At 37.1% G+C, this 24615-nt stretch carries 17 protein-coding genes; 12 read left to right on the top strand and 5 right to left on the bottom strand.

Annotated features, from left to right (window positions below; all coding sequences use genetic code 11):
• Nucleotides 1–27: 27 nt before the first annotated feature.
• The 8 genes from RTK36_RS08480 (at nucleotide 28) to RTK36_RS08445 (ending at nucleotide 10769) form a co-directional block, all read left to right on the top strand.
• Nucleotides 28–852 carry a carbon-nitrogen hydrolase family protein gene (locus RTK36_RS08480; RefSeq protein WP_312046190.1) on the top strand — a complete coding sequence of 275 codons (825 nt, stop codon included), beginning with the start codon at nucleotides 28–30 and terminating at the stop codon, nucleotides 850–852.
• A 183-nt stretch (nucleotides 853–1035) separates the two neighbouring features.
• Complete coding sequence (locus RTK36_RS08475; RefSeq protein ID WP_312046188.1) at nucleotides 1036–2457, top strand: sodium:solute symporter family transporter; 1422 nt, start codon at nucleotides 1036–1038, stop codon at nucleotides 2455–2457.
• 974 nt (nucleotides 2458–3431) lie between these two features.
• Nucleotides 3432–3977, top strand: a complete 546-nt coding sequence (locus RTK36_RS08470; RefSeq protein WP_312046186.1) for a GNAT family N-acetyltransferase — start codon at nucleotides 3432–3434, stop codon at nucleotides 3975–3977.
• 231 nt (nucleotides 3978–4208) lie between these two features.
• Nucleotides 4209–5240 (top strand): lysylphosphatidylglycerol synthase transmembrane domain-containing protein, encoded by a 1032-nt coding sequence (locus RTK36_RS08465; protein ID WP_312046184.1) that lies wholly within the window; start codon nucleotides 4209–4211, stop codon nucleotides 5238–5240.
• Nucleotides 5237–5923: a CDP-alcohol phosphatidyltransferase family protein gene (locus RTK36_RS08460; protein WP_312046182.1), complete on the top strand. Its 687-nt coding sequence runs from the start codon at nucleotides 5237–5239 to the stop codon at nucleotides 5921–5923. Before RTK36_RS08465 ends, RTK36_RS08460 begins: the two co-directional genes overlap by 4 nt.
• 17 nt (nucleotides 5924–5940) lie before the next feature.
• Nucleotides 5941–6819 (top strand): phosphatidylserine decarboxylase, encoded by an 879-nt coding sequence (locus RTK36_RS08455; protein ID WP_312046180.1) that lies wholly within the window; start codon nucleotides 5941–5943, stop codon nucleotides 6817–6819.
• Between the two features lie 334 nt (nucleotides 6820–7153).
• Nucleotides 7154–8968, top strand: a complete 1815-nt coding sequence (locus tag RTK36_RS08450) for a methyl-accepting chemotaxis protein (protein ID WP_312046178.1) — start codon at nucleotides 7154–7156, stop codon at nucleotides 8966–8968.
• Nucleotides 8949–10769 carry a GGDEF domain-containing protein gene (locus tag RTK36_RS08445; protein WP_312046176.1) on the top strand — a complete coding sequence of 607 codons (1821 nt, stop codon included), beginning with the start codon at nucleotides 8949–8951 and terminating at the stop codon, nucleotides 10767–10769. Before RTK36_RS08450 ends, RTK36_RS08445 begins: the two co-directional genes overlap by 20 nt.
• Nucleotides 10770–10989: 220 nt before the next feature.
• On the opposite strand, the gene RTK36_RS08440 is transcribed toward RTK36_RS08445, so the two are convergent.
• Genes RTK36_RS08440 through RTK36_RS08430 form a run of 3 tightly spaced genes read right to left on the bottom strand, consistent with a single transcriptional unit; the run spans nucleotide 10990 to nucleotide 15770 of the window.
• The gene (locus RTK36_RS08440) at nucleotides 10990–12231 is read right to left on the bottom strand and encodes a peptidoglycan-binding protein (protein ID WP_312046174.1); all 1242 of its coding nucleotides are present in this window, start codon (nucleotides 12229–12231) and stop codon (nucleotides 10990–10992) included.
• 22 nt (nucleotides 12232–12253) lie between these two features.
• Nucleotides 12254–13984: a S8 family peptidase gene (locus RTK36_RS08435; RefSeq protein WP_312046172.1), complete on the bottom strand. Its 1731-nt coding sequence runs from the start codon at nucleotides 13982–13984 to the stop codon at nucleotides 12254–12256.
• Between the two features lie 13 nt (nucleotides 13985–13997).
• Complete coding sequence (locus RTK36_RS08430; RefSeq protein WP_312046170.1) at nucleotides 13998–15770, bottom strand: S8 family peptidase; 1773 nt, start codon at nucleotides 15768–15770, stop codon at nucleotides 13998–14000.
• A gap of 870 nt (nucleotides 15771–16640) precedes the next feature.
• Here RTK36_RS08430 and RTK36_RS08425 point away from each other — a divergent pair.
• Complete coding sequence (locus RTK36_RS08425; protein ID WP_312046168.1) at nucleotides 16641–17300, top strand: HD-GYP domain-containing protein; 660 nt, start codon at nucleotides 16641–16643, stop codon at nucleotides 17298–17300.
• Nucleotides 17301–17922: 622 nt separating this feature from the next.
• A complete protein-coding gene (locus RTK36_RS08420; RefSeq protein WP_312046166.1) occupies nucleotides 17923–20097 on the top strand; it encodes a methyl-accepting chemotaxis protein in 2175 nt (724 codons plus the stop codon).
• A gap of 196 nt (nucleotides 20098–20293) precedes the next feature.
• Here the strand turns inward: RTK36_RS08420 and RTK36_RS08415 are convergent, their stop codons facing one another.
• Together RTK36_RS08415 and RTK36_RS08410 are read right to left on the bottom strand one after the other, a co-directional pair.
• The gene (locus tag RTK36_RS08415; protein ID WP_312046164.1) at nucleotides 20294–20968 is read right to left on the bottom strand and encodes a YoaK family protein; all 675 of its coding nucleotides are present in this window, start codon (nucleotides 20966–20968) and stop codon (nucleotides 20294–20296) included.
• A gap of 17 nt (nucleotides 20969–20985) precedes the next feature.
• Nucleotides 20986–22518, bottom strand: a complete 1533-nt coding sequence (locus tag RTK36_RS08410; protein ID WP_312046162.1) for a YifB family Mg chelatase-like AAA ATPase — start codon at nucleotides 22516–22518, stop codon at nucleotides 20986–20988.
• A gap of 196 nt (nucleotides 22519–22714) precedes the next feature.
• On the opposite strand from RTK36_RS08410, the gene RTK36_RS08405 reads away from it, so the two are divergent.
• Both RTK36_RS08405 and RTK36_RS08400 read left to right on the top strand, forming a co-directional pair.
• Nucleotides 22715–23686 (top strand): DNA-processing protein DprA, encoded by a 972-nt coding sequence (locus tag RTK36_RS08405; RefSeq protein ID WP_312046159.1) that lies wholly within the window; start codon nucleotides 22715–22717, stop codon nucleotides 23684–23686.
• 13 nt (nucleotides 23687–23699) lie between these two features.
• A partial coding sequence (locus RTK36_RS08400; RefSeq protein WP_312046157.1) for a type IA DNA topoisomerase occupies nucleotides 23700–24615 on the top strand: 916 nt, incomplete at its 3' end.

The following is a 24615-nucleotide window of genomic DNA, read 5'->3' as shown; positions in this document are numbered from 1 at the left end:
ATTAAAAAAATAAAAGGGGAGACATGTATGAAAATAACAGTATCTTGCGCCCAGCTTCAGCCAAAAATAGCAGATAAGGCTTATAATTTAATGAAAATGAAAGAATACGTTGAACAAACAATGCTGGAATATCCTAACACGAATCTAATTGTTTTTCCTGAACTGATAACGTCAGGTTATGAGGCGACGAAGGAGGAGTTCCAGGCCTTGGGGGAAGTGGTTCCTTACGGGGAAAGCCTAATATTTATGGGTGAGTTAGCAGAAAAGTATAGCATACATATCGTATATGGTTTTGTAGAGAGAGACCCATTGCTTACGGATATCCTTTATAATGCTGCAGTGTTGATTGATAACAGGGGGATTGTTCTTGGGACTTATCGAAAAGTACATCCCTTTGATGGGGAAAAAATGTGGTGCCGTGCTGGAAACAGTTTTCCTGTGTTTGATACGGAAATTGGTAAATTAGGTATCATGATTTGCTGGGATACTGCCTTCCCTGAAGTGGCTAGAACCTATGCATTAAAGGGGGCTGAATTACTAATTGTCAGTACAAACTGGGAAAAACCCTATGAAAAGGATTGGGATTTGATTACAAAGGCAAGGGCGTTTGATAACACATTACATTTGGTAGCTGCCAATAGAATTGGAGATGACAAAGCATTAGGTTTCTTTGGGCGAAGCAAGATTATAAGCCCTGTTGGAGAGGAAATTGTGGCCTTGAATGAAGAGGTTGAAGGAATTATTTCAGCGGAAATTGATTTATCATTGACCCAAACAGAACGAGTGCGTTACTATACCTTTTTTAAGGATAGACGTCCTGATACATATGAAGAAATTGTAAGAAGATACTAATTTATGAAAAGCAGGCAGAAAATGAATGCCTGCTTTTTACATTTATGATATAATTGATGTAGTTTTCATTGAAATACTCTCCTTACCAGTTGCTTGTAAAAAAAGCTAAGAGAAATAAAGAAAAGCTCATAGTCATGATAAGCTAACGATATCAATTATTGTTACTTAAGAGGGAGGGCAGAAATGGTAGGAATCGGCTTGCTGTTTATTTATGCCATCATATTAGGAATTATTTATATCTTGTGTAGAAAAGAAAAAAACAATTTAGCGCAATTTGTGTTTTTTCCCGGAAAGTTAAAGAGAAGAATTATGATTCCAAGTATTTTCACATCATGGCTCTGGATTGTTTCTGTTATTGGCGCTGCAGAGGCCTGTTTATTATATGGAGAATTTGGGGGGCTGGCTTTTGCTGTTGGAACGGGAATTGGATTTATTATTTTTATATTTATGCTATTGCGTTTTAGAAGGTTGACAGAGCATAAGGTGTTCTTTACTGATTTTATTGGAGCAAGATTTGGTAGCAGGACACAAGAAATATTTATTATTGCTTCGGCGATTTTGATAGTCTATGTTGTAATGGAGCAAGCGGTGGGAATTAGTGCGTTATTTTCTGCGGTATTTGGTGTTTCTTTTAAAACAACTGCCTTTCTTACCATTATTTTGCCATTAAGTTTTGTTATTATGTCTGGAATGAAAGGTGTAATTCTTCACGATGTTCTCTCGTTTTTTTGCATAGTAACGGGGCTTGGAATACTTTTTTTTCTGATTACGAAAAATATTGGTTTCAAGAGGATTCTATATCAACTGGCTTTTCTGGGAGAAAGACATACTGTAATGACTTCAAGAAAAATGCTGCCTTTTGTGATGCAGAGCATTCGTTATGCTTTATCAGCCATGATTATTGGCTTGGCGCAAAGCTGTTTAGATCCAATTTACTATTTAAAGGCGACCATTGCAGAAAATGAAACTGTGGTTAGGGATTCCTTTTTCATTGGTGGTTTTTTGTTATGGTTTCCCATAGTGATATTGAGTTCCTTCTTTTTTGGGTATTTGCCCGTGGGTATGAATGTTGATTTTGGAAATACAACGCACTTTATAACGGCCATTGTGAATAGAGTTATGGTAGGAGAAAATGCAACTATTTTAAGATTTATTTTCTGTTGTGTCATGCTGTTTATTGGCACTTCCACAATGATTAATTGTTTTATGGGTATTCAAGGGCTTTCAATCAACCGAATTTATCCTCTTTACGGAAATCGATTTGCAAATGATGGGCAGAAAATGAAATATGGAAGATTAATAACAGTACTTATTGGTGTGTTTTGTGCTATGATTGCTATTTCTTTAGAAAACATATCGTTGCTTAAGATTGATATTTTTAGTGGGATTTTCTTTGCAACACCTGCTGGCATTTTTTTGTATAGCCTTTTTTCTAAAGAAACAACTGGTGATTCGGCAGTAGTAGCCTTTATCATTGGTATAATTGGGGGTACTGGAGCATGGCTCTGTATGCAGAATGGAAAATTTGATTGGTTTTATGCTATGGGAATATCATTCTTTTTACCTGTCATTTATATGAAGATACAAACGCTGTTGCAAAAATAATTACATATCGGTTTCCTTCGTATGCAATTGTCCGTTTACAGCGCAAAATTATTTTTTTGGTAGTCGGTAAATTTGCAGAGAGCTTCATACAGACCTTCTTGCCAACGTTTCATTATGCAGGAAATTAAGCAAATACATTGTATGTGGAATAAAATCAAGTTAAATATTTAATATGTTTTAAGAAATATGTCAGAATCTATTAAACATTTTAGTTTAGAATGGAATTATGGTTAAATAAAATTTAATATAATTTTAATTTTGAAGTCATATTCATGAACATCCTACTGATTGAGGGTATTAATATATGAAAAAATATGGTATTATTATGAAGTTATTCTAAACTTTATTTAAATATTATTCAATCTTTAGAGAAGAATAAAAAGTCATGTGAATTCACTGTTCTAAACAGAAGAAGAGTGTCTGCGGCTAATTGTTGTAAAAAATTAAATTTTATTTTGTGCATTATTCCATTCTTTTCATTTGTATAATAATGAGAACAGCTAAAATGGATTAAAGATCTTAATTAGACAAGTGTGTGGGTAATGTTAAACAAGTTTGCATTGCCCATTTTAACGGTGAGGTGTTTTATGTCGGTTTTTTGGATATCTCTAAATCCACTTTTACGAATTGTTAAATTACAAATAAATTTACAGGCCGAAAGATTGCTTAATCATTATAGTATCTATACTTATCTGAAAAACATGAGTGATTTAGAGGATGTTATTACAAGAAACTATAATACAATTTTTAAAAGTTAAGCCCTGCTTTGAGTCAACATTCCATGAAAAAGCATGGCTTTTTCGCGTGGCTATCGATATTAGCAAGTATAAAATAAAGAGTAATCATACCTTTAGTCACCGATGTTTCAGAGACTGCAATGCATGAGAGGATAAAAATACTCAATAAGGAGCTTTCCGTTCAATAAACTAGATTCAAATTTTTTAAATATCAAAGGAAGAGAGAAATAAACATTTATGAAAAATGAAGAAGAAAACAGCATTAAATTGGTGCCGGCGGGGGAAGATGAACAGCCGGAGTTTCTAAAAAAATTACAAGAATCCTTTGCGAAAGCGGTTATTGAGACCTTCGGTGATAGTAGTAATGGACCGATTCCACCGGATGAGGTAATTTACGAATCTTTCAACGCCAAAAACGCAGAAACGTATCATATCCTTTGGAATGACAAGAAGGTAGGGGGCGTGGTATTACAAATTAACAATGAAACCCATCATAACTCCATGGATTTGCTTTTTTTATCTCAAGAGCATAGTGGTCGTGGCATCGGTTTTGCTACATGGAAAGCCATAGTAGCCAAATATCCAAAAACAGAGGTATGGGAGCTTGTTACACCATACTTTGAAAAAAGAAATATTCACTTTTATGTGAACAAATGCGGATTCCGTATCGTGGAATTTTTTAATGCGTATCATCCTGATCCACATGACCATGGGGATGATAGGGAAGAATCAATGCATGGCAGACACGAATTTTTTAGATTTGAAAAGGTGATGAAAGAATAAGATATTGTTTCAAAATAGCCATTAGAACTTGTGGTTTGCAGTGCCACTGTTTTGATAAAACGGAATTAATACTGCTTTTAATATAGCTTATAAACATGAATGGATGCTACATATCGTCATTACATTCCAAAAGCCTAACATAGCTATAAGTAACATAGGATAAAATAAATAAACATTAATCGGGGATACCGTGATATACATGGGCCATGGTTATGAGAAAGAGACTAAATTATGAGCAAAAGAAAAATAATAGGAAACTTTTTGTTTTTGGGAATCCTTTTTATTGGAATGGCGTACTATGTTTTTCATGGTAAAGACATGGAAAAAATTTTAGAACAGATTAGTAATGCAAACATGTTTTACTGGATATGTGCAATTGTTTGCGTTATTATCTTTATTGGATGTGAATCAGTCATTATATTTTACCTTATGAGAAATATTCGGCAAAAGATTAAGCTTACACATTGTTTTCTTTACTCATTTATAGGCTTTTTCTTTAGTTGTATTACGCCCTCGGCCAGTGGGGGTCAACCTGCCCAAGTTTATTTTATGAGAAAAGATAATATTCCTGTAGAAATATCTACATTAGTACTTATGATTGTGACGATCACCTACAAAATGGTATTAATCGCTTTAGGTGTGGGTGTTTTAATCATTAGGCCACATCAAATTCTACATAGCATCGCTCCTATCACAGGGATTTTTTATCTAGGGTTAACTCTTAATATTGTGGTAGTTGGGTTTATGATTTTTATGATTTTCGATACAACTTTAGCAAAATACATATTAAACAATATTATAGGATTCCTTGGCAAGTTCAGACTAATTAAGAAAACGGATAAATTAAAAATCAGAGTGCATACGGCAATTGAAAAATATAAAGATGCCGCTTCCTACTTCAAAAAAAATAAAGTTGTTGTATGGAATGTTTTTCTGATATCGGTTGCGCAACGCTTGTTTCTGTTTTATGTTACTTATTTAGTGTATAAATCATTTGATCTGCATGGAACTGGCTTTTTAACAATTATTATTTTACAAGGTGTAATATCGGTTGCGGTAGATATGTTGCCGTTTCCGGGAGGCGTTGGAATCAGTGAAAAACTATTTTTATTGATTTTTACACCAATCTTTGGACATATTACGTTACCGGCTATGGTGGTAAGCAGAGGACTTAGTTATTATACTGAATTATTCCTAAGTGCTTTATTAACCGCTATTGCATATTTTAGAATGGCTTTAAACAGAAGGGAAGATATAAGATGATTGGTTTTTATGATTATACAGTCATAGCTACATATATTGGTTTAGCAAGCACTGTATTTGGTATGACACAAGTGATTGATGGCAGATTCAGAACAGCTATTTTTTGTCTGGCGTTATCAGGTCTTTGTGACATGTTTGATGGGAAAATAGCCCGGACGAAAAAAAATCGTACTGATGATGAAAAAATGTTTGGGATACAAATTGATTCTTTAAGCGATGTTGTCTGTTTTGGAATATTTCCAGCGATGATTGGTTATGTGCTTGGGGTAAAAGGGATTTTTGGCGGACTTATTATTACATTTTATTGTATTGCGGCTGTAATTCGATTGGGCTTTTTCAATGTACTGGAGACAGGAAGACAACAAGCAGAAGGAGGCGGAAATAAGTACTATCACGGCCTGCCGGTTACTTCAATTGCAGTTATTTTGCCTTTGGTTTTTCTTCTAAACTTTTTATTGCCCACAGGGATGATTGAATATGTACTTATGGGCACCCTTCTTTTGGTGGGCATTTTGTTTATTATTGATTTTAAGTTTAAGAAGCCAACGAACAAGCAACTCACTGTTTTGGTTCTGATTGTTGCATGTGCGGTTGTAACAAATATGCTCTTTTCTGAGTATCGCATAAAACATAGCACAGAACGTGAAAGACCATTGATTCAGACGCTAGAGGAAAACAAATAAGTGCGAGGAGGGGTTAGATGAAATATGCTGACCGAAATGGAAACATCATTGAGAAAAATGGAGGGCAAGATGGTATTCTTTCCTTTTTATATGGAAGCAGATTAGGAATGCTTCTCCTTCGAGAATTTGTAAAACCGAAATATTCAATTTTAATGGGCCGTTTCCTTAGTCTCAGGATTTCAAAAATGCTGATTCCACCATTTATTGCTTTAAATAAGATTGATATGACGGAATATAAAAGGTGTGCATTTAAATCCTACAATGATTTTTTCACCAGAGAGATAAAAAAAGAGAAACGAAAAATCGATTTTTTACCTGAGCATTTTATTGCCCCCAGCGATGGTAAATTAAGTGTGTATACCATCGATGACTCCAGTCATTTCAAAATCAAAAATACTTCTTATACCATGAGAAGCTTGGTAAGAAGTAGGAATTTAGCCAAAAGATATGAAGGTGGTACTTTATTGGTCTTTCGTTTAACGGTAGATGATTATCACAGATATTGCTATATTGATGATGGTTATAAGTCCAAGAATTATCATATACCAGGTGTATTGCACACGGTAAACCCAGTTGCAAATGATAAATTGAAGATTTATAAAGAAAATACCAGAGAATTTACAATACTGAAAAGTAAAAACTTTGGGAATTTGCTTATTATGGAAGTTGGAGCATTGTTTGTAGGAAAGATTGTAAATCATCATGCTGAAGGTACTTTTGCACGTGGTGAAGAAAAAGGCAAATTTGAATTTGGCGGATCAACAATTATTGTTTGTGCAGAAAAAGGAGCAATAAACATTGATCAAGATATATTGAAAAACACTGCCTTAGGTATTGAAACCATGGTGAAAATGGGAGAAAAAATTGGAGTTGCAAAAACACCAAATAATAAATGACGTAGTTATACAGATTTTTTGAAAAGAATCAGTGAACACCTTTAAATAGATAGGTTAAGTCTTGGTCAACTGAAAAGGGCCTTTGGACTTAGCCTTTTTTTATTTATAAATTCCCATATCCAATTAGGAAACTCATATGTTATCCATTTAATTACAATGCCATGCGTAAAATAATTGTTCTGTCACAATCCTCTTTGTTTGAAATGAAATCCCATTAACATAAATTTAACGGAGTATTTACCCCTCTTTGATAGTAGAAAAAATTTGCCATTGTTATAATTATGGTAAAGTTATGCAATTATTAGTGTCTGAGCTACATCATGGAGAAAAGAATATGAAAAAAAAATTTGATTTTATCACGCAGTATTATCTGAAAATACAAAAGAATCTATTGGAAAATTTGAAGTTCTTTCATGGGTTGAAAAAGAGATCCTCTCAATTTAAATTTACAATGAAAGGAAAGTTAAAAATAAGTCAAAAATTGCGTCTTGTCAGTATTATAGCAATTGGAATGAATATCTTGACGATTTCCATTGTTTTTGGAGCCCTAAAATCAGCAGAGGATAGGATGCGCTCATTTTATAATATTGAGTATAAAAACAGCATTCAACAAATGCAGATTCGCAATGATGTGGCAATGCTTGATCGAGGAATTCTATCCGCTGTTTTTGGTAATGGTCACTCACAAAGCAATCAGGATGTGGAGCTTGCAGTGCAAAAGACAGTATCGGATATAAATGTTTTGAAAAAAAGTTTTCATGAAGAACAATTAATGCGAGAATTAAATACTTCACTTAACAACTTCTTAGCGCAAGAAATGAAGGTTATGTCTTTTGCTTTTGCGGGACAAACCGATAAGGCTTTCGCCGTAATAAATGGTGATTATGAAAAAACCGTAAATGATTTATATTTGATTTTGGACTCGGTTTCTGCAAAGGCAGAAGAAGCTTCAAATATAGCTTTAGAAAAAACAGCACAGCAGCGAAATCATATGACGTTGCTACTGATCTTTGTCATGGGTATATCTGCGGCTATTTTGGTATTTGCGGCGGGGACCCTGGAGAAAACATTACGCAAAGCTACACGTAAAATTCTTTATATTGCAGATTCTATAGAAAAAGGAGAACTAGCCGTTCTGGAAAAAGGGCACTTATCAGGCGATGAACTGGATGAGGTAATTTGTTCATCTGAGAAAATGGTACAAACCTTGCAGATTCTTATTTCGGATGTTGCATGTTTGTTAGATGAAATGGCAAAAGGCAATATGGTCTATCAAACCACTAACAGAGAATATTACGTTGGAGATTATCAAAGTTTGCTGACAGCGGCAGAAAATATGCAGGCATATATTAATCATGCACTAAATAATGTGAATGCCGCCACATTAAAGGTAGAGAACCATGTGAAGGAAGTTTTTGACGGTGCACAAAATTTATCTGACCATGCCATAAGGCAGGATACTTCCATTACCCAACTTTCAACGACACTTAATTCCATATCTGACGGTATAAATCTAAGTGGGCAAAAGATTCAGAATATGAATTTGGCCGCCATGGAAATGAATGAAAAAGTGAGTGTTACACGGCAGTATATGAAGGAAACAACAAAAGCCATTCAGGATGTCACGGAACATACGGATAAGATTAAACGAATCATACGAACAATCAACGAAATTGCATTTCAAACTGATATTTTAGCCCTTAATGCCGCAATTGAAGCAGCAAGAGCAGGTGAATCGGGTAGGGGGTTCTCCGTTGTAGCGGGGGAAGTAAGGCTTTTGGCTAAGAAGGTTGCCGAAGCAGCCAAGGAAACTACAGAGTTAATTGATAATTCCTTGCAATTAACCGATAATTGTGGATCTATTGTCATAAATACATCCCAGTCTTTAGATGCGGTTGTGCAGCGTACTGATGAAATTGCAGAAATGATTGCCTTGGTTTCAGATGCTATGCTAGAGGAACAAGGTGAGATAGAAAGCATTTCTGCAGAGGCAGAGAAAATTCAACAAATTACACGGATGAACACGGAGACAGCAAAACTCTTTGCTAACGGAAGCGAAGAGGGATATCGACAGGTTCATATTTTGAAAAAACAAATGCTGCAGTTTGCACGCCAGGAGGATTGTAGTGGTGATACTGAAATCGGTTGACATAAAATTAAAAAGATATTTTACTTTGGAATTTGGGAGAAGAAAAAATAAGGGGGAGCCAACGTTGAATGTAAACAAATTGAATGACGATTTATTCAAGATACTTTCAATCGGGGCTATTCATACGGTGTACCAGCCTATTGTATCCCTTGATAACGGCAATATTCTTGGCTATGAAGCCCTTAGTAGAATTGGGTTGATGGAATGTGAACTAAACATAGAAGAGCTTTTTCAACTGGCATCACGCCAATTTAAGCTTTGGGAACTTGAGCGGCTTTGTCGCTCAAAAGCTCTTGAAAATGCCATCCATAAGCCATATCATGCAAAATTATTTATTAATGTAGATCCGAATGTAATTCATGATCCTGAGGTTTTTGCCGGCTTTACATGGGAAAAACTAATTCAATATGGATTGCGCCCCGATGATATTATCTTTGAAATTACGGAAAAAAGCGCCATAAGCCACATGGACACCTTCACTGCCGCTGTCAACCACTATCAATCACAGCAATTTAAAATTGCCATTGATGATTTTGGGTCAGGTTACTCGGGGATGAATCGAGTTTGTGTAGTTTCGCCTAACTTTCTTAAAATTGATATGCAGCTCATTCGTAATATTGATTCCGATTCGGTAAAAAAATCAGCAGTTGCTGCCATTGTAAAGTTCTGTAAGGAATCAGGAATTGCAACCATTGCAGAAGGAATAGAGACTGAGGAGGAACTAAAAACCCTCATTGATTTGAACATAGATTATGGACAGGGCTACTTTTTGGCCAGACCTGAAAAGGGTTTTCAGGAAATTTCCAAGGAGAAACAAATTTACATCGCGAATGCGAACTATGAAAAAAATACCATAGGTGTACTTGGGGAAATAGGGGTACTGGCCACAAAAAAGAATTGTGTTCTGGAAAACGACAATATATTTGATATTTTTTTATCCATGAAGAATGATCCAAAGATTACCGAAGTGTGTGTATTAGATGAAAACAATCAAATACGGGGAATGTTGACCCGTAGTTTTATTTTTGAGAAATTTAGTGGGCAATTTGGCTATAACCTAAGCAAAAGAGTGAAAGCAAAAAACTTAACGAATCACGAATTTTTGGAGGTAGATAAAAAAACATCTATAGAAAAGGTAGCTGAGCTTGCAATGTCCAGAGCATTTTCTCAAGTATATGATGCAATTGTCGTTACTGAAAATAGTCGCTATTTTGGTATTGTTACAATAAAAGATTTACTGAATTCTGCAATCAGCATTCAGGTTAACAGAGCAAAATGCTCCAATCCCCTTACAGGACTACCGGGAAATACAGAAATACAAAAAAGAATTACAAGTAAAATGATGGATTCAAGGCCTTTTTCCTTTATCTATATAGACATCGATAATTTTAAGCCATATAACGATGCCTATGGATTTAGTATGGGTGACCAAATGATTATCTACTTAGGAAATATTTTAAAGGAGTGTGCAGAACAAGGAGAATTTGTGGGACACATAGGCGGTGATGATTTTGTAATCATATCAGATCGTCATCGTTCGGAGGCTTTCTGTGAAAATATTATAGATTTATTTTCCACCAGAACCAAATCCCTTTACACACAAGAAGATGCAGATAATGGGTTTATCTTTTCCAGAAATCGAAATGGTTTTGTTGATACTTTTTCTCTGGCAACCATTTCCATCGCGGTTGTTACAAATCGTAAAGAAAAATTCTCTGATTTAAGTAAATTATCCAAGGTAATTGCCCACACAAAAAAATTAGCCAAAATGGAGAGGGGAAATTCCATTGTGGTCATTTAGTTTGAATCAAATGCAAGAATAATCCCTTTTCTAATCTTTCGGTCTTTTTTTATGCATTCATAGTGCTATAGCGAATCATGTTTATGAACCCGCACAATTAATTTTTTTGCTTTATGACAAGAAACCCGATGGAAGGATTTTATGTGAATCAATAAATTCTTTCATCGGGCCTCTTTATTTTAGATGGATCATATATCTGTGCTTGTTTTGGTAATCTTTTTTAGGCAAGCTTTTGAATTGCCACATAAACATCAGAAATTTTATACCATGTGGGATAGTTTACTGTTCCGGTTTGGTCCAGATTGAAAATTTGCTGAAATACCCGTACAGACTCAGCAGTGGTATCGCCGTAATAACCGTCCTCAATCAATTTGGGTATGAGAGGATAGTTTTTGGATATGGCATTTAGCTGCTGCTGAATTGTTCTCACACTATCTCCCGTTGAGCCAATTACCAGGGTACTGCCTGGGAAGGATATGGGTATTCCTTCAACCTTTTCCGCCTCTTTAATGAAAACATTGCTTCCATAATAATTTCTTAAAATCTGCAAAGCATTTAATCCTTGATCTCCCAAGTTTTTTGAACCCCATTGACTAAGCCATCCTTCTCGCACAACTCTTTTTCCATCGCTATATTGAGTAAATAACGGCTGTCTGATATCGGGTTTTGCAATATAGGTGGCAAAAATTTCGTCCACCACATCAGAAACTTCTTGAAAAATATTTCGTCCAAAAGTAAAGGCTTGGTCAAAGGCTGTAGAGTTGGTTATAGTAAAATCGTAGCCCTTGTTCCGATACCATTCTGTATAGACTCTGTTTAGTGTAAAAGACAAGATAACATGAACATTTGCCTTAATGGATTCCACCGGCCATGTAGCATAAATCTCACTGCTGGCCACATTTTTGATGTAGTCTTTAAAGGCAACCGTGTAGTTGGCCGCAGAGGAATCATCCGGTCTGCCGTCATGCACAACAATAATACTTGGTACAACCGGTTGGGGAAGTACCACTTGATTACTAGGGAATGGAAGTTTTTTGATTTCAGATTCCGGGATTTTCGGCGGATAATCTCCATACAACACAGGATAGGGGATATTGATATCTGAAAAACTTGGCGTTAGTTTTACCTCTTGAACCGCAGTGGTTTCCGGGAAAATTTGTACATTATTAATCACTGCTTCTTCGTAGTCCTCTAACACAACTCTCACGTTATACTGATTAAATGGACGTGGCATGTCATATGCCATGGAATACTCAATGGGGGGTGCGCTTAATGGTATTGGTGGAATTTCGCCCCAAGCGTTGGTGACCGCCTCTTCTATCACCGTATTATCATAGGGATCCGTTACGGTCACCGTTGCACCTGCCGCAGGTCTGGCGATATTTGTTAGAAAGGTATTGATTCTAAGTAAACCAGTTCCGCCTAAATAATTTTCACGTAAAAAAAGCCTACCGTTTGCCATATACAACCTCCTTTAGAAAAAATTATAATACATAGTAGTTGATGATAGATTCCCTTATAACGGCAAAACTACCATATAAGTTAAGTCTTCCGTAACCCCATTTTGTATTTGGATAGAGCATGTTTTCCTCCCGGGTGGCACCACTAATAAAGAAAGTACGAACTAGGTCTCCATCCATGGAAGGAAGATTCCCTTGAATCAATCCCCATTCAAATAACAAGGCGGCTGCTCCGGCAGTTATTGCTGCAGCCACAGAAGTACCTGATTTGGTGCCCACTCCCGTGGGATAAATTCCATTTACGTTAACACCGGGGGCGACAATATCTGGCGCCATGCGAGGCAATCTTGTTGGCCCCCAAGATGAGGAGACAAAAAGGCTATTATCATTGCTGTTGTATGCCCCACAAGTTAAGGAACCTATTGCAGTCGCCGGATAAACAATGGTATACTCGGGAACGGGTTTTAATAATTCCACATATTCGCTCACTTGACCCGTAATGGGTAGCCATGCAAAATACTCACCACTCACAATAGCATCTCCGAAAAGGGTGATATCCCAGATACCTTGAGTTGCATCTTTAAATCCAATCCATATTAGATTACTATGACTCCTATAATATTGAACGGAAACTGTACTGGCCTCGAATACAAGTTTCTCGCTATATTTTAATCCAACTTTAAAAGGAAGCCTTGCAATAACCTCTCCTGTGGGAGAAGTAATGCTGGCAGACATTTTGTCATATGCCGGCCCATATATGGATAGGGAGAAGGACTCACCTTGCCTTCCCACTTTCACGCTGATGGTTTCCGTAGTTCCCGTTCTTGGTAGCTTTCCTTGTGAATGGTGTCTTGCGTTACTCTCATTTCCAGCTGCTGTTACTAAGCAATAACCGGCTCTCTGAGAAACGAATGTAATATAGTCCTCTAAAAGTGAATTTCCATCATGTGAGCTGCTATTGGATCCCATTGCGATACATTGAACCACAGGAAGATTAAGTTCCTCAACGCGGTCAAAGATATACTTTAGCCCCAAAACAAAGTCCGTCGATTCGTAAAGATTTGGATTATCCTTGGGCAAAAGAAATCGCTCAATATAAAATTCGTTAGCCCGCTTGAGCTTAACCGCCATAATATATGCTTTTGGTGCGGCACCAATGTACTCGCCTCTTTCATTACTGGCAGCAACAGATGCCAAAAAGGTCCCATGTCCATCCTCATCAATAGAAGGAACGATAGAATGTGGATCATCGGAATTCAAAGCGCGGTTAATATCCTCCTGCGTATAAACCGAACCAAAATAAAGATAGTCGGGCCTGTTTCCGTCAATAGTTTGATCCCAAAGATAGAGTATTTTGGAGGAGCCATCTTCAAAGCGAAATGCATCTTTTGTATAATCAATACCAGTATCAACAAAACCAATGACCACATTTCTTCCAGAAAGACTTAGAAAAGGCTGGTTCTGAATTTGGGTGATTCCACTGTCTTCGTTACTTCTACTATCTAAAGGAGACATAATTTTAGGGAAAAATTCGTTAAAGTCATTTCCTAAATCTTCAAATAGAATGGGCAAATTATCTTTATGAGTATAAACAATAATCAGCTCATTCGCCATCTCAGTCCCCAGCTTTATAAAAGGCTTATCTTTAACATATACCTTAAAACGGTCTGTATTTATAATACTGAAATCTACTGTTGTGGGCAATTTCACAAATTCTGACAATGGTAAATCGATATTCTCTAAATTTGCAGCCAAATACAATCACCTCCTAAGTAAGATTTAACCAGAATTGTTCACCTAACTGATATTCAACCAAATAGTTCATTGTATTGTATAAGCAAAGGGTACCATACCCAAAGGATGCATTTGGATAAATGATACCCGCTTTTCTTTCTGCACCAATACGAAGGAATGCCCTAATTCGTTGACCATATAGATAGGGGTCGTTGTTGTTTATGATTCCCCATTGCATCATAAGGGCCGCTGAACCGGTAACAAAGGGTGCAGCAACACTGGTTCCGGTGAAGGAATCATAACCACCGCCGGATTTTGTTGATATTATATCAATAGATGGGGCGGCAATGTCGGGATAAGAGTTAGTGTCATCAAGATCACCTCTTCCTGAAAATAGCGCAATATTGCCCACCCGCGCATTATAACCTGCAACACGGACTACTTTTTCGGCGGTTGCAGGTATGGTGATGGTATTATATATGGATGGGTCAGAAAAAAAAGTCTCTTCACCCACCTCCTCAATTGTGGGAAGCCATATATCGTAATTTCCATCAACAATGTTTCTGGCAATTAATCTTAGCTTGACAATTCCTTGAGGTAGCGGTCCTTGGGTTGCTGTGATATTGAAAAAAACTTCTTGCTCTAAGGAGTAATGAGAAGGCTGGCCATAAAAAATATTTAGAACCAAACCGGGCCTTCGTACTGTTTTCGCCTGATTTTCAATATTGATTACTCCGGAGGAGCTTCCATCTGGAAAAATGAGTTCCACAGCAAAGCTGTCAGCAAAGTTTTTCCATAGGGATAGATAAGATGTTTCCAATCCGGGTCCTCTGAAAAAATTGATTTCCTGTATCTCATCGGTCTGAATCTTACCGTGATAATGATGCCCAGCGGCACCCTCATTACCTGTGGGAATAACGATAGACGTTTTCCAATTTGATGATATCGCTGTAATAAAAGTTTCGAACAAAGAATCCCCCCTATGGGAGCCGTTGTTCATACCAAAACTCATATTTATGCAGATAGGCTTGCCAAAGCGTTTTGCCTTATCAATGACATATTTCAGCGCTCTCATTAGTTCTGTAGACCTTGCAAATGATTCGTATCCTCGGTAACCAACCTTTACTGCAATAATATCCGCTTCAAAGGCAACGCCACGATTTGTACCATTGCTGGCCCTTCCATTTCCTGCGGCAATGCCTGCTACAGCAGTGCCATGCCCATTGGTATCCCTGCTGGGAACAACTTGATATGGAGTTTCAGAGAGGATGGCATTATTAATTTGCTGATTATTGTACTCCGCACCACTGGAAAATCCAACTGGCGGCGTTCCTGTTTGCGTTTGATCCCAAATAAACAGAATTCTGCTGGTGCCATCACTGTTTCGAAAATCCGGATGCATATAATCAATTCCAGAGTCGATGATTGCCACAATAACGCCTCGTCCGCTTAAATTGAATCCATCTACTCTTTGCACAGAAGGGATGCAGCTGCTTGTAAGGCTGCTGCTTAATTCATAATACAAGTTTTTAGGTAACTCAAGGTGTTCTACTTGTGGATAGGAGGATAATCTTTTAATCTTGTCTTTTGCAATTGTGATGATTGCGTAGTTTTCGTATATAATTTCCGCTTCTGCATCCAAAGATTGTGCGACCCTTACGATATCGCCATTAAATTTTGCAATTACCTCTATCTTTTCAGAGGCCGCTTCTATGAATTCAGGAAATTCAAATTCATCATTTGACAGTTCAGACATAAATATATCGTTTTTCTTAGAGGCGGGAATGTTCCTTTGTTCATTAGACATAAATTTCACTCCTTGGCTTAGCAGAATTCGAGGATGTTAGAAAGACGAATAATTTTATAAACCCACTTTTCATTAAGCTTTACAAAGCCAGTAAGTTGATCGTCGTCACAAGATTTTATGAAATACCAGTAATTTAAATTATTCTTTAAAGTAAGGTAAACGATTGTATTCGTATGGTTTTTTAGCAAGGAAATATAGTTTTCAGCTAAAAGATGATGATTTTGTGGCGTATATTTTAACACAGATTTTTGGGCATCATTAAAATGGCATGATTGATATGACATAACCGTCGTCCTCCCTTTGGTATTCTTACATTATATTAGCAAAAAACTTTAAAAATGCATGCATAGAGGGAAGGGATGTGCTGGTGAAGTTTATGGGAAATTGAAAATGAGTATGTATTGATAGGATTTCTTAACTTTAGTGGGATTGATACATTTTATGTCTACATGTAAATTTAATATTCTTTACGATATTTGTTATTTTTCTTTTAGCTTAAGGGGCCTTTTAGCTTAAGATCTTCAAATGCAAATAGAAATGCAGAATTAGATTTTTTGAGAAAAATTAATCTAAACATTGACAATGTCATGGAAGTTAGTATAAACTAATTACTTAAAAGAGCCTTTGAGGTATTCGATTTGAGATTACGTAATCAAGTCAATGAAATAGATAGATGTTTTCTCCTAAAAAGCGACGACTTTTTACTGCTATTTAGACATTTATTTGTACCTTTACTGGATAAATAATAATGGGCGGGGAACTCTTACTTAAATTTGTGGAAAGGGTTGCTGCAAGGTCTTAAATACTATTACAAGAACCTTTACTTATTGAATTTAAGTATTCAATTTTATATAGAACGGCGGGGTGAATATGAAAAAAAAAAATTCTTTTTATAGAAATGGAATAGATTATCATGAAATCATTGAATGTATAACCAGTGCTTTGGATGCAAAGGATGCATACACAGCTGGACATTCTCAACGAGTGAGCGATTTATCTTTAGAAGTATGCAAAATTTTAGGATTAAGCAGTAAAGAGGCAGAAAAAATACATATCGCCGCCCACCTTCATGATATCGGAAAAGTAGGTGTTCCTGACATTGTATTAAATAAGGAGGGAAAACTTACAGATGAAGAATGGGAATGCATGAAAAGGCATCCCCAAATCGGTGCTGAGATATTAAGCAAATCACATCATTTGAATGAACTAAAGGATATGGTTTTATATCATCACGAACGAGTGGATGGGAAAGGGTATCCCGAAGGACTTTTTGGCAATGAAATACCTTTTGGAGCAAAAATCATTGCGGTTTGCGATTCCATAGATGCTATGTTATCAGATAGAAGTTATCGAAAGGCTCATTCCTACGATTTTTGTTATAATGAAATTGAAAAGAATTTAGGTGTCATGTATGATTTTGAAATTGGAAGAATGGTATTGGAGCAATGGCATATTGTTTCACATTTATATGAAAAATATAGGAAAAAGGAACAATTAAAAGACATAATACTATTACAAAGAAAAAATTGAAGAAAATAGGTAGAAAACATAAACATAATAACATAATATTTCACAATGTTAATACAAATTTTTGTGGCAAATGATTCTCTGTTTGTTAAGGGAAAATGACAGAGCTATGGCACATATTATATGAGGTTTGAAGTAAAGAATAAAGCTTCCTTCCATTCATATTTTATGTGTTTTTTTATCTTTTTTTATAAAAATATAACATTATATACAAAAAATAGAATAATTTAACTGTGAAAATATTGAAATAATTCATACAAAGGTATATACTATAATATATAATTTAACAAACTTCGAGAATATTCGACTCGTTTTCGAACTTTTCTCGGAAGGGATAGGTATGACTGTTTTTACATGATTACAAAACTCCCAAACTGCTAAGTATTTAACAAATAGGCGAGGTGAGGTAGAGTTGTATTATGAATAATTAGCAGGACTAATTCAAGCTTAAAAAAATTCTAAAAGCTTAGGGGCGTGGTATTGAAAATTCTTTGAAGAAGATGGCCAGAACTATTCAATATATGGGAAAGGTATTCAAGAGATAAGAAGTAGATTAAAAAGAATGCTAGCAACTTTGGGGCGCTGAATATTAGGTGCCTGTTATTTTTGGAATGGGGGTTCTAAAATGTTAAGAAGGATGAAACTGGCGAAAAAAATTGCAATTTATATTGGGGGCACATTAATTGTATTTCTTGCTTTATTGGTCTCAACCTCGGTTTTTCAAGCCAATAAAGCCTTAAGAACCACAGCGAACGAGGAATTTTCTGGACTAGCAGCACAAAACGGACTTATTGTTCAAGCAATGATGGATGATGCAAATACCACTGCGAAAAATTTGCAATTCTACTTCGAAGATCAATACCAAAAAGAAAGTAAGCATACACCAGATCCAGATGCTGAGGTGCCTACAAAGCCTAGCATTGTTTACAACGTTGCATTGCAGGAAAAGAACTTTGCAAAAGAGAGTTTTTTTGCAAATACAGCTTGGCCTATGGTAAAAAATAATCAGGATATCTCCGGAATGGGAATTTATTTTGAGCCATATGCTTTTGATCCTAGCATTCGTGATTATGCAATTTATGTTAATACTGAGAATGCACAGAATCAGGTGGTTACATCGGAAGGAAATTATGAAAGCTATTCCAATGAAGAGTATTATCGTGTTGCAAAGGAAACAAAGCAACAATACATAACTGACCCTATTATATATGAAGGAAAACAACTCTGTTCCCTTTGTTATCCCATTCTTTATAACAATGAAGTAAAGGGAAATATCAATATTGATGTCATTGTTTCTAATTTTTCAAAAATTGAATCAGTCAACGAAAAGTATCCCACCATGTTTGCCAATATATTGACGCAGGATGGCGTCTATGTTTATGATAGTACCTCTGATGAGTTGCCTGGAACAGACATGAAGGAAAGAAACTCTGCTGAGGTATATGAGAAAATAATGGCAGGGTTTGCAAAGGGGGAACCCTTTCAGATGGACGCCCCATATATTGGTTTGGACGGGAAAACCAAGGAATACGCAAGATATTTTTATCCCATTGAATGTGGTCAGCAAACTTGGTGGGCACAAACATCTGTGGAGACGAAGGATTTAAATAAAGATGTATTTCGACTTACGGCAATTATGCTGGTTTTGTCAGTACTGGCGCTGTTTGCAATTATCCTTGTTATTATGGTACTTCTGAAAAAGATGTTAAAGCCAATTGATTATGTAGTGGAAGCGGCGGAAAATATTTCATTAGGTTGTTTTGATATTGATTTGGAAGCAAATTCTGAAGATGAAATTGGTAAATTGGCTGAGACATTTCAAACGACGGCATTGAATTTAAAGACAATTATCCAGGATGTTGGTTATCTCCTTGGACTAATGGCAGATGGTGATTTCCAAGTGGGCTCCCAATGTGAGGATAAATATGTGGGCGATTACAGAGAAATTTTGCTTGCTATGAGAGGGATAAAAATCCAACTCAGCAATACTTTATCGGAAATTAATCAAGCCTCCGAACAGGTTTCCTTTGGATCTGATCAAGTGGCTTCTGGGGCACAGGCATTGTCTCAAGGAGCAGCGGAGCAGGCTTCTTCCATTGAGGAGCTTTCTGCTACAATTACAATAATTTCTGAACATACGAAGCAAAATGCGGAAGATGCAGAAAATGCTAAGATAGTGGTAGCGAAAACAGAACATCAGGTTGAAGATTGCAATGAGCAATTAAAAGAGATGGTTACGGCAATTAAGGTAATCAATGCCAAATCAAATGAAATTAATGAAATCATAAAAATCATTGATGCCATTGCTTTCCAGACAAATATTCTTGCATTAAATGCGGCTATTGAAGCAGCTCGTGCAGGAGAAGCAGGAAAGGGCTTTGCAGTTGTCGCAGATGAGGTTCGTAATCTTGCTGGGAAATCAGCAGAAGCGGCAAAAAATACTGCCACTTTAATAGAAGAGACTGTCAACGCAGTAGAGGATGGAACGGTAATAGCAGCTAAAACAGAGAAGGCCATGGAAGTGGTTGTGGAAGGGACTTCTGCGGTTACTAAATTGATTGAGCGCATTGCTGGAGCCTCTAATGAACAAGCCCAAGGCGCAGATCAGGTTACCTTCGCTGTTGAACAGATTGCAAGTGTTGTACAAACTAATTCTGCAACGGCAGAAGAAAGTGCCGCAACATCAGAGGAATTAAGTGGACAAGCCGAAACATTGAAAGAACTTGTAGGGAAATTCAAGCTCTTCTCTGAAGACATGCAGCGAATCAATAATGACGATAATACGGAGAATAAAAATTAGCTATCTGTAAATGATTTTACTGTCTAAAAGAGGCCTGTTCTGCTATCAGGGGATAAGCGGTTTTATCGTGTTTGAATAATCCCTTTAATTTAATTAAAGGATGAAAGTTTACTTATTATTGCCTTAAAAACCTTATATAAGTGATAAAAAAAGATAGGGGATACCATAGAATGGCCCTATCTTTTTTTAATTCATGCTATTCTAAACTTTTTCTTTCTAATGAAAGCATTACAAATGCCAAGCCTAAAAGGATACAGCAAAAAAGAACTGATTTAGCGCCTATGATTGGCGTTATTATTGCTCCTGTGCCGGCACCTGTAATAAAAACAAAAATGATGGCGAAATAGAGAAACGCATTTTTTCCTGCATCACTGTTTTTATGAAATACAAGGTGTACCAACTGGTTGGTTCCACTTCGCAGATTTCCTGTACACATGGTTGTTGCATAGGGTAAACCGTGTAATGTGCGGAAGCTATGTGCTTGCATTGCGCAAATGAAGGAAATAAGTACGTTGGCTAAAACATTTCCCTTTCCAAGAGGAAGAAACGCAACAATTAAGAGTACAACATTTTCGATGAAAAGCACAATTTGCCTCCAGTGTAGCTTATGAGTTTGATAAAATCTTTGTTTAATATATTCGTCAAGGAATATACCGCAAACAAAAGCACTTATAGGGATTAAATAGTACAGGGCATGTACAAACTGTCCTTGCACCAACCGATTTGCCAATAAAATCATATTTCCTGTTTGCGCATTTGCAAACACCCCACCTCTTGCAATATAAGTATATGAATCGAAAAACCCACCAGCGAAGGCCAATAAGGCGCCAATTCGAAAGCTTTCCGACATTTGATTTTTCCATTGTCCCATTTTGAACTCCTTATAGATTAAAGCAGATATTTTCTGTCCAACGAACGGTATTGCAAAACCTCCGCCAAGTGTGGCAGGGCAATTTCTTCACTGCCTGCTAAGTCGGCTACGGTTCTGGCAACTTTTAATATTTTGTGATATGCTCTTGCGCTTAAGTCTAAGCGCTCAAAGGCTTGTTTCAGCATTTCTTTCTCTTTTGTCCCCAGAGCACAGTATTTTTCTATTTGCGCCGCACTAAGCTGGGCATTAAAATAAATACCGTCCTTTTTATAACGTTCCAGCTGAATTTGATGTGCCGTCAGCACTCTTTTCTTTATGTTAGAGGAAGATTCACTTTGTTCTACAATTTCTAAATCCTCATAAGAAACCCCCGGCATTTCTACCATAATATCAATGCGATCCAAAAGAGGGCCGCTGATTTTGCTTCGATACCGTATGATTTCGTTCATAGAACAGTGGCATTTGTTTCCATCACCCAAATATCCGCATGGACAAGGATTCATGGCTGCAACCAGCATAAAATCTGAGGGGAATGTCAGTGTTCCATTTACACGGGCAATGGTAACTTGTCCATCCTCAAGGGGTTGACGCATAATTTCCAATGCGGCTCTCTGAAATTCCGGCAATTCATCTAGAAACAGCACCCCATGATGGGAAAGGGAAATTTCTCCCGGCCTAGGAATTCGTCCACCACCAGTTAAAGCAGATGCGGAGATGGTATGGTGAGGGGAACGGAAGGGACGGGTACGAATTAATGAACTTTTGTTTCTCAAAAGACCTGCTATACTATATATTTTAGTAATTTCAATGCTTTCCTCAAAGGTCAAGTCAGGCAAGATCGTGGGGAGACGTTTGGCAAGCATGGTTTTGCCTGAACCGGGTGGCCCAATCATTAGAAAGTTATGTCCACCTGCTGCTGCAATTTCCATAGCTCGTTTTGCATTTTCCTGTCCCTTTACATGGGCAAAATCTAAGATGTCAGATTCTTTTTTTTGGCGAAACAACTCTTTTAAATCCACGGAGTAAGGTGGTATTTTATCCTTACCGGTTAAATGGGCTACTATTTGTTTTAAGCTATGTACGGGATAAACGCAAATGCCATCAATTAGAGCGGCTTCCTCCATGTTTTCCTCGGGAACAAAGCATTTTTTCATTCCGTTTTGTTTTGCGCCATAAACCATGGGTAACACCCCATTCACAGGTCTTACTGAACCATCCAGAGAAAGTTCTCCCGTTACAAAATAGTCGGTGGCGGCTTCGCTTTCCAATGCGCCACAGGCACAAAGAATGCCCAATGCAATGGGCAAATCGAAGGAAGCTCCTTCTTTGCGTGTATCCGCAGGAGCTAGGTTTACCGTAATATGTTTGACAGGAAAAGAGAATCCCGAATTTTTTACTGCTGTTCGCACCCGTTCTCTGGATTCTTTTACTGCTGAATCGGGCAGGCCCACAATATCAAAGGATGGTAATCCGCTGCTTAAATCAACCTCTACGGAAACTGGGTAGCTGTCAATTCCTTGCAAAGCGGAACTTTTAATCATAGAAAGCATGTTAACGCCTCATTTCTCATAGTAGATGAAATTATCATATCAATAATTACTAAAATTTGCAATGATTCCAGTAATTTACTACCAATAAATAGCCATAATTACTGAAATTTCTGTCGATTATACATTTTCTTATTGAATTTTTAAAAAAATGGTTATATAGTTAAGGGCGTAACTCGATGTACGGAGGTGTGCTTGCATGGAAGAATACTATTTGATGTGGCTTTCAAGAATGGAAGGGGTTGGAATCAAACGTATTCATTTGCTTTTGGATTATTTTCAAAGTGCGGAAGCAGTTTGGAATGCCCACCGTATGCAGCTCATCAATGTGAAAGGAATTCCTGAAAAAACCATAGATGCAATTCTCTTTGGAAGGGATGAGGAAAAATTAAATTTTTGGATTGAAGAATTGGAAAGAAAAGAAATTCAATTTTATTCTTTCTTGCATCCATTATATCCCAGCCTATTGAAAGAGATATACAATCCACCCATTGGTATTTATGTAAAAGGCACACTGCCTGCCAAAGGTATTGATGCTATGGCACATAAGGGCGTATTGGACGGCGGCGGGCAAACCATCGCAGTTTTGGGATGCGGAGTAGACATCTGTTACCCAGCGGAGAATCGAGAGCTAATGGAAAACATTGCAAAAAATGGCTGTGTAATTTCCGAGTATCCGCCAGGCACTGAGCCTGCGCCTCATCATTTTCCCAATCGAAATCGAATCATCAGTGGTTTGTCAAAAATTGTGGTGGTAGTAGAGGCAGGGAAAAAAAGCGGTACGCTGATTACAGCAGATATTGCATTGGAAAGCGGAAGAGAAGTTTTTGTTGTCCCCGGAAACATCACCAGTGCTTTGAGCGAAGGGACAAATAATTTAATCAAACAGGGTTGTCCTGTTGTAACAGAAAGTAATGATATTTTGTTTGAATTGGGGATTACTTATAAAGAATATGAAAAGCAAATTTTTTCTAAGCAATTAGCAGGGAAGCTATCGGCGGAAGAAAAAGAAATTTATGATCAGATTCTTGATAAAGAGCCTGTTTTGGCAGAAACCATTTGCAGGAAACTGCATAAAAATATACAGGAAGTGCAGTATATACTTTCCTTGTTGGAAATTTCGGGATATGTTCGAAAAATTCCTCAAGCGGGATATATCAGGGAAGGTTAATTTGAGGTGAAGTATGACAAAAGAAAGCGTTGAAAAAAAGAATAAAACAACAAAGTCCAACGGTAAGGGGACAAAAGCATCAAAAAAATTTCTGGTTATTGTAGGGTCCCCTGCGAAGGCCACCACAATTGGCAAGTTTCTTGGCAGCAGTTATAAAATAGAGGCATCCATGGGGCATATTCGAGATTTGCCCAAAAGCCAATTAGGTATAGATGTAGAAAATGATTTTGAACCAAAATACATTACAATTCGGGGGAAAGGAGATTTATTAAGCAAGCTTCGCAGAGATGCGAAAAGTGCTGATAAAGTGTTCCTGGCAACTGACCCTGACCGTGAAGGAGAGGCTATCAGCTGGCATTTGGTTCATGCACTAAATTTAGCAGAAGATAAGGACATCAGCCGCATTACCTTTAACGAAATAACCAAAACGGCTGTAAAGCGCTCCATTACAGAAGCCAGAGAAATTGATATGGATTTGGTGAATGCCCAACAAGCAAGACGTGTACTTGATCGTGTGGTGGGTTACACAATCAGCGATTTGCTATGGCAAAAAGTGAAAAAAGGCCTTTCCGGCGGACGTGTACAATCAGTGGCGTTGCGTATTATTTGTGACAGAGAAGAGGAAATTTTGGCTTTTATTCCCACAGAATATTGGTCGCTGACAGCAAAACTCTCAGATAAAAATGCGAAGCATCTGGATGCAAAGTTTTATGGAAAAGACGATACAAAGATGGAACTGCCCAATGGTGAAATCACAGATGAAGTTGTAAAAGGCGTGGATGGGCAAGATTTTTTGGTGACAGACGTGAAAACTGGCGTGCGTCAGAAAAAGCCTGTGGCTCCCTTCACCACCAGTACCTTGCAGCAGGAAGCCAGCAAACATTTGAATATGGCAACGCAAAAAACCATGATGATTGCTCAGCAACTAT

It is taken from the genome of Anaerotignum sp., assembly GCF_031981185.1.
Taxonomy (GTDB): Bacteria; Bacillota; Clostridia; order Lachnospirales; family Anaerotignaceae; genus Chakrabartyella.
The sequence above is the reverse complement of the archived record's forward strand: the minus strand, read 5'-3'. Positions and strand labels throughout refer to the sequence as shown.